The sequence below is a fragment of the Actinomycetes bacterium genome, assembly GCA_036510875.1.
In the GTDB taxonomy this organism is placed as follows: domain Bacteria; phylum Actinomycetota; class Actinomycetes; order Prado026; family Prado026; genus DATCDE01.
The window spans coordinates 1-12,543 of record DATCDE010000007.1 but is presented as its reverse complement, the minus strand read 5'-3'; the positions used below and the strand labels follow the sequence as shown (position 1 = coordinate 12,543).

The 12,543-nt window shown below is 68.5% G+C and carries 12 protein-coding genes; 10 read left to right on the top strand and 2 right to left on the bottom strand.

Annotated elements, in window-relative coordinates:
• Positions 1-36 precede the first annotated feature (36 nt).
• Genes VIM19_00330 through VIM19_00310 form a run of 5 tightly spaced genes read left to right on the top strand, consistent with a single transcriptional unit; the run spans position 37 to position 6,493 of the window.
• Positions 37-1,239, top strand: coding sequence for a P-loop NTPase (locus VIM19_00330; GenBank protein ID HEY5183365.1), 1,203 nt, complete (start codon positions 37-39; stop codon positions 1,237-1,239).
• Positions 1,236-2,630, top strand: coding sequence for a CpaF family protein (locus tag VIM19_00325; GenBank protein HEY5183364.1), 1,395 nt, complete (start codon positions 1,236-1,238; stop codon positions 2,628-2,630). Before VIM19_00330 ends, VIM19_00325 begins: the two co-directional genes overlap by 4 nt.
• A 32-nt stretch (positions 2,631-2,662) precedes the next feature.
• Complete coding sequence (locus VIM19_00320) at positions 2,663-4,624, top strand: type II secretion system F family protein (GenBank protein HEY5183363.1); 1,962 nt, start codon at positions 2,663-2,665, stop codon at positions 4,622-4,624.
• A 10-nt stretch (positions 4,625-4,634) separates the two neighbouring features.
• Entirely contained in the window at positions 4,635-5,564 is a 930-nt protein-coding gene (locus VIM19_00315; GenBank protein ID HEY5183362.1) for a type II secretion system F family protein, read from the top strand.
• Positions 5,565-5,605: 41 nt separating this feature from the next.
• Entirely contained in the window at positions 5,606-6,493 is an 888-nt protein-coding gene (locus VIM19_00310; protein ID HEY5183361.1) for a GAF domain-containing protein, read from the top strand.
• A gap of 6 nt (positions 6,494-6,499) precedes the next feature.
• On the opposite strand, the gene VIM19_00305 is transcribed toward VIM19_00310, so the two are convergent.
• Positions 6,500-7,417, bottom strand: a complete 918-nt coding sequence (locus VIM19_00305; GenBank protein ID HEY5183360.1) for a DnaB-like helicase C-terminal domain-containing protein — start codon at positions 7,415-7,417, stop codon at positions 6,500-6,502.
• A 169-nt stretch (positions 7,418-7,586) separates the two neighbouring features.
• On the opposite strand from VIM19_00305, the gene VIM19_00300 reads away from it, so the two are divergent.
• The 5 genes from VIM19_00300 to VIM19_00280 all read left to right on the top strand — a co-directional run bounded on the left by VIM19_00300 (position 7,587) and on the right by VIM19_00280 (position 11,938).
• Positions 7,587-9,221, top strand: a complete 1,635-nt coding sequence (locus VIM19_00300; GenBank protein ID HEY5183359.1) for a histidine kinase — start codon at positions 7,587-7,589, stop codon at positions 9,219-9,221.
• Entirely contained in the window at positions 9,196-9,843 is a 648-nt protein-coding gene (locus VIM19_00295) for a response regulator transcription factor (GenBank protein ID HEY5183358.1), read from the top strand. Before VIM19_00300 ends, VIM19_00295 begins: the two co-directional genes overlap by 26 nt.
• A gap of 131 nt (positions 9,844-9,974) precedes the next feature.
• Entirely contained in the window at positions 9,975-10,160 is a 186-nt protein-coding gene (locus tag VIM19_00290) for a Flp family type IVb pilin (GenBank protein ID HEY5183357.1), read from the top strand.
• A 28-nt stretch (positions 10,161-10,188) separates the two neighbouring features.
• Positions 10,189-10,452 (top strand): Flp family type IVb pilin, encoded by a 264-nt coding sequence (locus VIM19_00285; protein ID HEY5183356.1) that lies wholly within the window; start codon positions 10,189-10,191, stop codon positions 10,450-10,452.
• Positions 10,453-10,462: 10 nt separating this feature from the next.
• Positions 10,463-11,938 (top strand): hypothetical protein, encoded by a 1,476-nt coding sequence (locus tag VIM19_00280; protein ID HEY5183355.1) that lies wholly within the window; start codon positions 10,463-10,465, stop codon positions 11,936-11,938.
• A 4-nt stretch (positions 11,939-11,942) separates the two neighbouring features.
• On the opposite strand, the gene VIM19_00275 is transcribed toward VIM19_00280, so the two are convergent.
• The coding region (locus VIM19_00275) for a glycosyltransferase family 4 protein (GenBank protein ID HEY5183354.1) at positions 11,943-12,543 on the bottom strand (601 nt) is incomplete at its 5' end.

Genomic DNA, 12,543 nt, shown 5'->3' with positions numbered 1-12,543 from the left:
CCATCGAACTGACGCCAGTACCGAGGAGACGCCCGCATGGCCATCGTGGTCGACCTGGACCCTTCGATCGCTGACATCCTGCGGACGGCGCTGGGCTCGGACACCGAGGTCCTGCCGTCCGTCGACGCCCTGCGACACCACCTGGTCCCAGGGCTGACCGAGGACACGGTGGTGTTCGGTCCGACCGTCGACCTGCCGACTGCGCTGAGTGTCGCGTCGGAGGTGCGCGTGCTGCACCCAAGCATCGGGGTCATCCTGGTCCGCCGCCGGGTAGACGCCTCAGTGCTGGCCGAGGCTCTCCGAGCCGGCGTCCGGGACGTCGTCGAGGAGCGTGACCTGTCCGGTCTAGCCGAGGCAGCCCGGCGCTCGCGGGTCCTGTCCCGACGGCTGCGCAGTGCAGACACTCGCGGGGGCGAGCATGCCAGCCCGGGGCACCGTGGTCATATCGTTACCGTCTTCTCGGCGAAGGGCGGGTGCGGAAAGACCACCCTGGCCACCAACCTCGCCGCGATCCTCGCTGACCACGGCCGGCGGGAGGTCTGCATTCTCGACCTCGACCTGGCCTTCGGGGATGTGGCGATCGTCCTCCAGTTGTTCCCCGCGCACACACTCGCCGATGCGGTTGCGCTGGGTGACAGCCTGGACGCCGATGGCCTGAAATCCCTGATCACCCGGCACTCCCCTGGGCTGTCGGCTCTCGTGGCGCCCGTCGAGCCAGGCACGGCAGGCCACATCCCGGCCGAGCTGATCGGCCGGATGCTCGAGATACTGCGCGACCAGTTCGACTACGTCGTCGTCGACACCCCGCCCGCGTTCGACGACCAGGTGCTGGCCGCCTTCGACCGCAGCGACATCATCGCGAACATCGCCACCTTGGACATCCCTGCGATCAAGAACCTCAAGCTCACCCTCGAGACCCTCGAGCTCCTCAACTACTCCCGCGACCGGTGGGTGGTCGTACTCAACAGGGCGGACTCCAAGGTGGGGCTGACCGCGGCCGACGTCGAGAAGACCCTCAACGCCAAGATCGTCGCGCAGATCCCCTCCTCTCGCGAGGTCCCGTCCACCATCAACCGCGGCGTGCCGATCGCCCTGGACCAGCCGAATCACCCGGTGAGCCAGGCGATCCGCCAGTTCGCCGAGCGGTACGTCGTCGTGGGGCCGTCGGTTGACGACTCCGTTCCCTCTCCATTGCGCCATGACCGGCGCCACCGATTCGGAAGGAAGTCCTCGAGATGAGCCTCTCCGACCGCCTCGCCGAAGCTCGGCGGGCCCGTGGCACCGAGATCACCCCCGACAATGACTCGCTCAGCCGGCAGGGGCCCGGAGCGCGCGTCCCCCGCGGAGCCGACCCGTTCGCGGGCCTCAAGCGCGAGGTCCACCGCTCGCTCCTCGAGACCCTCGGGCCGCACCTCTACGACTCCCGACTGACCCAGCCCGAGCTCGAGCAGCGCGTCCGAGCGACCCTGCAGGAGGTGCTGGCCAAGGAGGAGACGCCGCTGACAGTGGCGGACCGCGCTCGCATCTCACAGGAGATCGCTGACGACATCCTCGGATACGGGCCGCTCGAGCCGTACCTTCGGGACGCGGACGTGACCGAGGTCATGGTCAACGGCTACGACCGCATCTATGTCGAGCGGGGCGGGCGGATCTACCCCGTGGACGCCCAGTTCGCGGACGACGCCCACTTGCGTCGCACCATCGACAAGATCGTCGGACGCGTTGGTCGCCGGGTCGACGAGTCGAGCCCCATGGTCGACGCCCGCCTGCAGGATGGCAGCCGGGTCAACGCGATCATCCCGCCACTCGCGGTGGATGGCAGCGCCCTGACGATCCGCAAGTTCGCCGCAGACCCCTACGAAGTCGACGACCTGGTCGGGTTCGGCACCCTGAGCCGCGCGGTGTCGGAGTTCCTTGAGGCGTGCGTACTCGGCCGGCTGAACATCCTTGTGTCAGGCGGAACTGGCGCCGGCAAGACCACCACCCTGAACGTGCTGTCCGCCTTCATCCCGAACGACGAGCGGATCATCACCATCGAGGACGCCGCGGAGCTCCAGATGCACCAGGAGCACGTGATCAGGCTGGAGGCCCGCCCACCGAACATCGAGGGCAAGGGCGAGATCGCCGTCCGGGACCTCGTGCGCAATGCCCTCCGCATGCGCCCTGACCGCATCGTCATCGGCGAGGTGCGCGACGCCGCCGCGCTGGACATGCTGCAGGCGATGAACACCGGACACGACGGGTCGATCTGCACCGTGCACGCGAACAGCCCCCGGGACACCCTCGCTCGCATCGAGACGATGGTGCTCTTTGCCGGCTACGACCTGCCGCTGCGCGCGATCCGCGAACAGGTGTCCAGCGCCATCGACCTGATCGTCCACCAGGCCCGCTTCAAGGACGGCACGCGCCACATCACGCACGTGTCTGAGGTTGTCGGGATGGAGGGCGACATCATCACTCTTCAGGACCTGTTCGTCTTCGACCACCACATGGGCTTCGACGAGCACGGCCGCTCGCTGGGCCAGCTGAAGTCCACCGGGCTGCGCCCGCGGTTCCTGGAGAAGCTGTCGGACGCAGGCGTTGATGTCGACCCGCGGATCTTCGCGTTCGAGAGGTACGGGCGATCGTAGTGACTGCTTTCCCGTTCCGTCGCCTCTTCACTGTGCTGGGGCTGCTGGTGGCCGTTGGGTTGATGCCCACCGGGGTGGCCTTGGCCGCAACGAACGGACCGGTCGGTCGCATCGTCTCGGCCAAGGTTCAGCCGACGAGCGACGGAGCCCAGGTCACCGCATTCTTCGAAGCCGCCGGGCTCCCGACAGGAACGACGATCAGCACGTCCAGCGTCACTGCCAGCGTGGGTGGCGCGGCCCTTCCCGCGACCGCGACGGTCGTCGGCCAGGGGGACACCGCGGTCCATCGGATCGCCATTCTCGCGATGGACACCTCGGGCAGCATGAACGGAGCTCCGATAGCAGCCGCCAAGGCCGCAGCTTCGCAGTTCCTCGCCTCGGTGCCAGCATCGGTACGCGTCGGGCTGGTCACCTTCGCCGGCCGCCCCCAGCTTGCCCTGTCACCCACGCTCGACCGGATCGCCGTCCGGGCTGCGATCGACCGGCTGTCGGCGCCACCCAACGGTGGTACCGCGCTCTATGACGGAGTCCGGCTGGCTGTAGCCAGCGCTGGCAGTACCGGGATCCGGCAGGTTCTAGTGCTCAGCGACGGCGCGGACGACGGTTCCAGCCAAGCGACGCTGGCCGATGCCACCAACGCGATCGGCAGGTCACAGGTCGTCGTCGATGCCGTCTCCCTGGGCGCGGGCCAGGGCCAGCTGGCGACCCTCAAGACTCTGACGGCGGCTGGCAAGGGCCAGGTGGTGGCCACCGCCCAGGCGAGCAACCTCAGCACGATCTTCGTGCAGAGTGCGAACGCGATCAGCAACCAGCTCCAGGTTCTGGTCGACGTGCCGACTGTCCTGCTGAACAGCCAGCAGCTGACCATCGAGGCCTACGCCGGAACCACCCAGCTGTCGGACACAGTGTTCGTCCCGCTGCTGGGCACCCAGGGTTCCCCCAGCAGCTCGCCATCCACCCCGGCTGCCGCGGGCCCCATCGCTGTCACCGCCCCCTGGTACGCCCATCTGACGCGCCCCGCACTCTGGTCCGCGCTGGGCGTGCTGTTCCTCTCTCTTGCCATCCTGCTCGGAGTGGCGATGCGTGACCTCGGCGGCGACCAGCTCAGCGCCGTCGACCGACGGATCGCGATCTACACTCTGCGCGGAAAGCTGCCAGTCAAGGAGTCGGAGTCCACACCGGCGCTCGGGGACAGCGCGGTCGCCCGATCCGCGGTGGAGTTCGCCGGCCGCGTCACCAAGAACCGAGACGTGGAGGTAGAACTTGCCCAGCGGTTGGACCGAGCGGCTGTCCCGCTCCAACCCGCGGAGTGGGTGATCATCCATGCGGGCATTACGCTCGGCAGCGGCTTGCTCGTCGGACTGCTCACCGGTCGACTGCTTGCCGCGCTCATCGCGGTGGGGCTGGGGGCGCTGCTCCCCTGGACGTATCTGAGCGTGCGGTGGAACCGGCGGCTGAGCGCCTTCAACGACCAGCTGGCGGACACCCTGCAGCTCATGGCTGGCGGTCTGCAGGCGGGCTACTCCCTCCCCCAAGCCGTCGACTCTGTCGTCCGAGAAGGCGCCGACCCCATCGCCGGGGAGTTCAACCATGCGCTCGTGGAAGCTCGGCTCGGCGTCCCGATCGAGGACGCGCTCGCAGGGATCGGCGAGCGAATGGACAGCACGGACTTCCGTTGGACGGTGATGGCGATCCGGATCCAGCGGGAGGTCGGCGGTAACCTGGCGGAGGTGCTGCGCAACGTGGCCAGCACTCTGCGGGAACGGGAACGGCTCCGTCGCCAGGTTCGTGTCCTGTCCGCGGAGGGTCGGCTGTCGGCGTGGATCATCGGCTTGCTGCCGTTCATCTTTGCGGTCTTTCTCGCGCTGGTGCGGCCGGGATACCTGTCACTGCTGTTCACGACGCCGCTCGGGTTGGTCATGCTGACCGTCGGTTTGGTGTTGTTCATCGTCGGCGTCGTGTGGCTCCGTCGAGTGGTGAGGGTGGAGTACTGACGTGAGCGGGATGCTGCTGCTCGCCGGCCTCGGGGCCTTCTTCGTGGGGACGCTGCTCTTTCTCGGCTTCTTCGGGGTCCTGCGCCGAGAACCGACAGGTGTGGGCCGGTCGCTCGAGGCGGTCAGCACGATGCGGGCGACGCCACCGGAGCTACGTGGTGCGATGGACCGACCGTTTGCAGACCGAGTGACGAAGCCGGGTTTCGCCCAGCTCACCGAGATGGGCCGGCGCATCACTCCCGCGGAGCAGGCTGCCCGCATCAGACGGCGGCTGGACCTGGCAGGAAACCCTGCTCACTGGAACGTCGACCGGATCCTGGCCTTCAAGGCACTGGGACTGATCATCGGATTCGCGATCGGGCTAGCACTGCCGCTCGTGCTCGGATGGGGGGTGGTGTGGTTCCTGGCGGCAGTGGTCGGGCTTTCTGTCCTCGGTTACTTCACTCCCGACCTTGTCCTGAACGAGCGAGCGGTGAAGCGCACCGAGCAGCTTCGCCGGGATCTCCCGGACGCCCTCGACATGCTGACCATCTCGGTGGAGGCGGGGCAGTCCTTCGACGGTGCGCTTTCGGAGGTGTCCAGGAACACCGCGGGACCCCTGGCCTCGGAGTTCTTCAGGGTGTTGCAGGAGATGCAACTCGGACGCAGCCGGTCGGAGGCGATTCGCGACCTCGGCGACCGGGCGAACCTGCCGGAGATGAAGAGCTTCGCCAGTGCGATGGTTCAGGCCGACTCGTTCGGCATCCCCATCGCCAACGTGCTGCGGATCCAGTCGCACGAGCTGCGGATCAAGAGGTCGCAGCGGGCGGAGGAAGCCGCCCAGAAGGTCCCCGTGAAGATGCTCTTCCCGTTGATCTTCTGCATCCTTCCGGTCATGATGATCGTCGTTGTCGGGCCGGCCATCATCTCGGTGATCAATTCGCTGACCGGCAAGCTGTAGTGCCTCGACTCCTCGTGGTGTCCCGGACCCCGGCGCTCGCCATGGGGCTGGCCGGCACGCGCTTCACCACGGTCGTGCTGTCCGAGCACGAGGTCATCGAGTCAGCGGAGCCCCCATCGGTCGACGCGATCCTGCTCGACCTTCAGTCCGCCGACGAGACGGTCCGGTTGTTGACGACCTTGCGCCACCGCTTCGCACCGATCCCAGCGCTGGTCCTGGTCAGCCCGGACTGGGACGTCACTCCTGTCCAGCGGCCGCCGCAGACCTCGATCGTCGTCCGGCCGGTCAGCCAGCCGTCGCTCGTCCAGTCGCTGGAGCGGTTGCTCGACGCGACTCAGGTCTCACCAACCGCCCCTGAGGGGGCTGGCCAAGTCGCCCGGCGGGAGCCCAAACCCACCGGGCTTTCGGCCATGACGCCCCTCGACCTGGTGCGGGCACTTCTGCCGAGCGCGGGCCGACTCCCCACCGTCGCGGAGGTCAGCAGGGTCGTCCTCCAGCAGGCACTTGTGGAGAACAAGGCTGACGCGGGTGCCCTGATGCTGCGCGAGGAGAACCACTGGTGGGTTGCCGCGGGATCAGGCTTGCGACCCTTGGAGGCCCGATCCGAGCTCTCGATCGATCACTGGCTGGTCCAGACCGTTGGCGTCGGTGCCCGCGGTGTGCTCGTAACGGACACCGACATCGCCCGGCAGATGCTGGCCGGCGCACCGTTGGCGAGTTGGCGGCATCTCTTGGCCATTCCTGTCCCCCACATCGGCGGCATACTGATCCTCGCTCGCCGCAACAATCCGCCGTTCTCGGAGGACAACATCGAGCAGTCAGCCAGCCTGGGCCGCGACGCGGCGGCCTTTCTCCTCGAGGCACTCGAAGTCCGCCGGCTGGCGCGGGCGCTGATCCGCTACACAGCGCGCAAGGCCGAGGACCGTTAGGGCCGGCTACTCGACAAAGACCCGCTCGTCGACGAGCTGCTCGGAGACTGCGGACCCCTCCGGGTCAAAGCGACCGCGCTCGAACCTCTTGCGAAACTGCAGGTCGATGTGGTCCAGCCCATTTCGGTTCTTCTCGAGGCTCACCACCACGAAGTTGCGGAAGCTCTCGGCATTCGTGATGTCGTAGACCAGGTGGTGTCGGGCCACCACGTTGAACTTGTCGTTCATCACGAGTACGACGTCGGCCTCGTAGGCCAAGGCCGATGCGCCGCGTAGGTGGTGGGTGCGCAGTCGACGACCCGCCCGGATACCCTCCTTGTCCGCTGCCACGACGGCCAGAACCGGCACGTCGGCGGCCAGAGCCAGGTCCTTCAGCCCCTGGACCACATCGGTGATCCGCTCCTCCTCGCTGGGGCCACCGAGCGGCACCGCGACCTTCTGCAGGTAGTCGACGACGACGAGCGGCGGCTGGCCGTGGGTGGCGCGGACCTCCTGGACGACCGCGGCGATGGTCTGCACGCTCGTGGTTGTGCCGTTGGAGCGATGGATCATGAGGCGGTCTCCCCACGCCCGGACTGCGAGAACTGCCTCGGCGCCCCCCTCGGTGGCAGCCAGCCGGTCCTCAAGCCCGCCCAACTGGCCGTCCGCCGCCTCCAGCGCCTCCCGGAACTGGCGGATCGTCGGAGCCTCGATCCCTCCGGCGAGTCCGGCTTCGACTGCCAGCAGCCGCTCCAGGACCAGGACCGCGTCGTGCTCGAAGGAGAAGTAGACGGCGGTGTGACCGGACGCTACGACGTTACGCAGGAGCTGCAGTGCCAAGGTGGTCTTGCCCAGACCCTGAGGCCCGCCCAGCAGCGTCAGCTCGCCCGAGCGCAGACCACCGTTGAGGTAGGCGTCCAACGGGGTGAAGCCGGTCGGCCACACGCTGGCAGCTGCGGAGCGCCCCTGTTCCAACTTGCAGTTGGCTTCATGCAGGACGCTGCTCAGAGTACTCAAACCCTCCACCTGCTCATGATCCCAGACCTGCGCCCCCCAGCGCGGCGGAATGGCCCCGGCCGTAGCAATCTATGAGCCCGTGTGCAACCGTCGGCCCATGCGACTGCGCACCCTGCTGAGGAGTCCGCGTGGCTTTGTGATCGGGCTGCGCCTCGGCCTCTTCACGATGCTGGCCGTCGTCCTGGTGCTGCTCGTTGGCTTCGACGTCGCCTGGCCGCCGCTCGGGTTGCTGCTGGCCATCGTTGCTGGGGCCACCCTCGCAACGGCGCGTTCGATCGCTCGGATCGGGCCGGCGATCGAGATCGGTGCGGCGGCCCTCCTCATCGGGCTCAACGAGCCGAGCGGCGCGACCTTGATGCCGTATCTGATCGCGCCAGCCGTCGCCGCCGGACTTCTGTGGGGCGCCTCCGTCGCATCCGTGTCGGTGGGCTTGGCGCTCGGCGTCCTCGCGCTGACCGCCGTTGTGGTCGAGGCGGACCCCCGCTCGTTCTCGGCCTACGCCGGCCAGTGGCTGGTGCTCTCGCTCATTGCGGGGCTGCTCGCGGCGTGGGCACGCCGACTGCGGGTGGAGTCCCAGAGCGACCCGAGTCAGGCCTCCTACCAGGCCGCGTACCGGTTGCTGTCCCAGCTGCGCACGGTTTCCCGGCAGCTCGCCGGCGGCTTGGACGCCTATTCCCTCGCCCAGGCGACCCTGGAGAACCTGCAGCGCTCAGTGGCCTACTCCCGAGCTGCGTTGTTCGCCCGGTCGGAGGGGGGACTGCTCGTGCCGCTCGCTTTCGGCAGCGCGATGCCGGTCGACTGGCATCCATCCATCGATGCCGACTCCCTCTGGGCTGAGGCCTGGACCAGCGGAAGTCCCAGCCGTGGCCAGGGGCTGTTCTCCGGCGGTGAGGACGGCTATGCCGCCGCCCTGCCACTGCGCGTTGGGGTCCGCGTGATCGGCATCCTCGGCGTGGAGCGGCTCGACGAACCGTTCACGTCCGAGGAGCTTGCTGCCGCCGAGACCCTGCTCGCGGATGCCTCCCTGCGGATCGAGACGGCTCTGCTGTTCTCCGAGGTGCGCCAGATCGCGACCGCCGAGGAGCGCCGCCGGTTGGCCCGAGAGATCCACGACGGCATAGCGCAGGAGCTGGCTTCGCTGGGGTACGTCATGGACGACATGGCATACCGGGCGGCTACCGAGGAGCAGCGCCAGGCGCTGCAGAGTCTGCGTTCCGATCTGACCCGGATCATCTCCGAGCTGCGGCTGTCCATCTTCGACCTGCGCAGCGAGGTGCACACCTCCACCGGCCTGGGGGCGGCTCTGTCGGACTACGTGCGGACCATCGGCGCCACCTCGGACCTCACCGTCCACCTGATCCTGGACGAGTCCCCCCACCGGCTGCGCGCCGAGACTGAGGCGGAGCTGCTTCGCATTGCCCAGGAGTCCATCACCAACGTCCGCAAGCACGCCAGATCGGCCAACCTGTGGGTGACCTGCCAGACGAACCCGCCTAACGCCTTTCTGCGAATCGAGGACGACGGACTCGGGTTGGGGCCCTCGCGTACCGACAGTTACGGTATGGAGATCATGAGGGAGCGTGCGAGACGACTCGGAGCCGACCTCACGGTAAGACCACGCGACGGCGGAGGTACCGTCGTTGAGGTCGTCGTGGGTGAGCTCGCACCGGACTCTCCCAACGGTTTAGGCCACGCAGGGGGTGACCATGTCCACGACCGTGCTGCTCGTTGACGACCACGAGCTGATCCGGCAGGGGCTACGTCGCGCGTTCGAGCGCAACGAGGACTTCGAGGTCATCGGCGAGGCCGGATCCGTCGCCGAGGCGGCACGGCAGCTGGCGGTGCTGCACCCGGATGTCGTCGTCGTCGACGTCCGGCTCCCCGACGGCAGCGGCCTCGACATCGTCAAGGCCGCACGGCGGCAGCGCCCGGACCTCGGCATCGTCGTGCTGACCATGTACGCCGGCGACGAGCAGCTGTTCGGCGCGCTCGACTCTGGCGCCTCTGCGTTCGTGCCTAAGGACGCCCCGACCGACGACGTCCTGGCCGCGGCAAGGCACGCTGCGGCCTCGCCCCAGGCGTTCACGGCCCGCGACCTGTCTGAGGCCATGAAGCGCCGGCTCACGCCCACTGGGCCACAGCTGTCGCCTCGGGAGAAGGAGGTCCTTCAGCTGCTCGCGGACGGTCTTGGGGTGGCACCGATCTCGCGTCGGCTGTACATCAGCGAGTCAACGACCAAGACCCACATCTCCAAGCTGTACGAGAAGCTGGGTGCGGGCAACCGGGCGCAGGCCATCATGGCGGCCCTACGGCTGGGCCTGATCAAGCACGGCGGGGACCAGCCCACCATTTGACACCACGCAGTCACCCGTTCGGCCTAGGGAGACTGACCACCCGATCGATGGTCGGGCAACGGGCCAGAGATGAGAATCGACGCATCGGGCTCACGTGGGGGGCCCACTCAAGATCCACGGAGGGCCCAGAAATGCTCCAGATGATCCGCAAGCACCTCGCGGCCGCGCGTACGCACGACGACGGCGCCACCGCCACCGAGTACGTCCTGCTGCTGGCCGGCATCGCTGCGGTCATCATCGGTGCAGTCTTCCTCTTCGGCAACTTCCTGAGCACCAAGTTCAACGACGTCCAGACCTCGATCAGCAAGGCTAAGTAATCCGGGGGAGGGCCGCGCGGAGACCGCGTTGGCGCGTCTCGCCCTTGCGGTCTTCGACGCGGCATCCTTCTGCTGGGGCACAGGTGACCGCAGATCAAGGAGGCAACTGATGAGGGCGCAACCCCGGTCCGACCATGGGGCGACCGCGACCGAGTATGCCCTCCTCCTCGCTGGCGTCGCCGTGGCCATCGTGGTATCGATCGTCGCGTTCGGCACCTTCCTGAACACCAAGTACACAGACACCTGCAACTCAATATCGACGGGAATGAACGATCCCGCCGCCTGCAAGTAGCCAATCGCGGGTGAGCACCCGAGCGGCCGTCGTCGGCCGTCCTCGGCTCGCCCAGATCGAACCCCTGCACCTGCTCGCCGCGGTCTTCGCGGCGGCGAGCTTGGCAACGGTCGCGTCTTGGCCCTTGGTGGACCCCGACGCTCCGTGGCACGTCCTGCTGGGCTCCCAGGTCTGGGGTGGCGTGGCACCCTGGCAGGCCGGCCGTGGCTGGACGTTCGCACCCGTCGACGACAGCCACTGGGTGACGACCCAGTGGCTGGCCGAACTGCTGACGGCCGGCGTCCACGGAGCGCTGGGCTGGAGCGGTCTGCTGGTCTTCCGCGCCCTGTTGACATTGGGCCTGCTCTTCGTCCTCGCCGTCACCCTGCTGCCCGGACGGCCGGCGCGAGCGTCGGTGCCGGTCTTCCTCATCGCAGCCGGCCCCGCGTTCATGGTTAGCGTCCAGGAACGTCCGCAGTCGCTGTCGTTCATGCTGCTCGTACCCGTCTCGTGGTGGGCGCTGCGAATTGTGCAGCAGGCTCGGCCGCCCTCGGCCTGGGTCGTCGTGCCTCTAACTGTCGGGTGGGCAAACACCCACGGACTGTGGATCCTGCTCCCGGCGACCTTCACGCTCGCCGCGGTCGCGCGCTGGACGGACCACGGGGTCCGTGACCGGGCCTCGGCGCGGACTCTCGCGCTGGTCGCAGCCTCGCTGGCCAGCGCTCTTGTCACCCCGGCCGGCATCGGCACCCTCACTGCGGGCTGGCGGTTCCGAAAAGCCGCCGGGCCGCAGATCACCGAGTGGCTACCCGTCAACCTGATCGGGACCGATGCCATCCCGCTGGTGGCCCTCGGCGTCGTCATGGTGGTCGCCTGGTCGCGAGGAAGGGTGCGACCACCGCGGTCGGAGCTGCTGTACGTCGGTGGCCTCCTGCTGTTCGGCCTCAGCGCCTACCGCAACGTCACGCCCGCCTTGCTGCTGACCGCCCCGTTCGCGCTGTCCCGCATCACCGCCGCCTGGGACCCGCAGCCGTCGCGCACGAGCGAGCGGGAACGACGCCTGCTGGGTGGGACCATCGCCGCCGTCGTGACCGTGGGGCTTATGGTGGCGATCGTCGAGGTGGCTTTGATCAAGCCCTTCCCCAGCGACGCGCCGGTCATGCTGGCCGAGCAGGTCGCCGGCCGGCCCGAAGGAACCCGGGTGCTGCCCGAGTACAACGACTCAGGCCTGGTTCTCGCCCTGATACGCCCGAGCGGAAAGACGGCGATCGACGGGCGTAGCGACCTGTTCGGGGCCGCCTACATCGGTCGCTACGGCACCCTGACCGACGCCGGCTACGGCTGGCAGGCGACCCTGCGCGAGCTCGATCCCACCTCAGCCATCCTCAGGCGCACGACCAATCTGGCCAAGAAGCTCCAGAAGTGCGGCTGGCTGGTTGAGGACAGCACACCGACTCACCTGCTGCTGGTGCCCACCCCGGGTTGGAGCTGCCCCGCCGGCAGCTGATCAGTCAGACGAGCAGCTCCCCCAGTCGATCCGCAACCGAGTCCCATCGCCACGCTTCCTCCACCCACGCCCGGCCCTGCTCGCCCATGCGGGCAGCGAGCTCCGGCTCGGACAGCAGCTCGGACACCCGATCAGCGACGGCGGCCACGTCCCGCCCCGGCACCACGAACCCGGTCTCGCCCTCGAGCACGGCGTCCGGGGCGCCGCCCGAGTCGCCGGCGACCACCGGCTTGCCGGTCGCCGAGGCCTCCAGGTACACGATGCCCAGCCCCTCGACGTCCAGGCCCCCGTTGCGGGTGCGGCAGGGCATCGCAAAGACGTCCCCGGCGTCGTAGTGCGCGGCCAGCTCGGCGAACGGCACCGATCCGGCGAAGACCACGTCGCGCTCGACGCTGACCTCACGCGCCAGCCGCTCGAGGCGCTGGCGCGAGGGGCCACCGCCGACGAGCAACAAGGCCGCTCCCGGAGCGGCCCGACGGACCTGCGGCAGGGCGCGGACCAGCGTGTCCTGGCCCTTCCGGGGCATCAACCGGGAGACGCAGACCACCACGGGTCGCCCGGCCAGTCCGTGCCGCTCGCGGATCGCGCCGCCGCCGGCGCCTGGG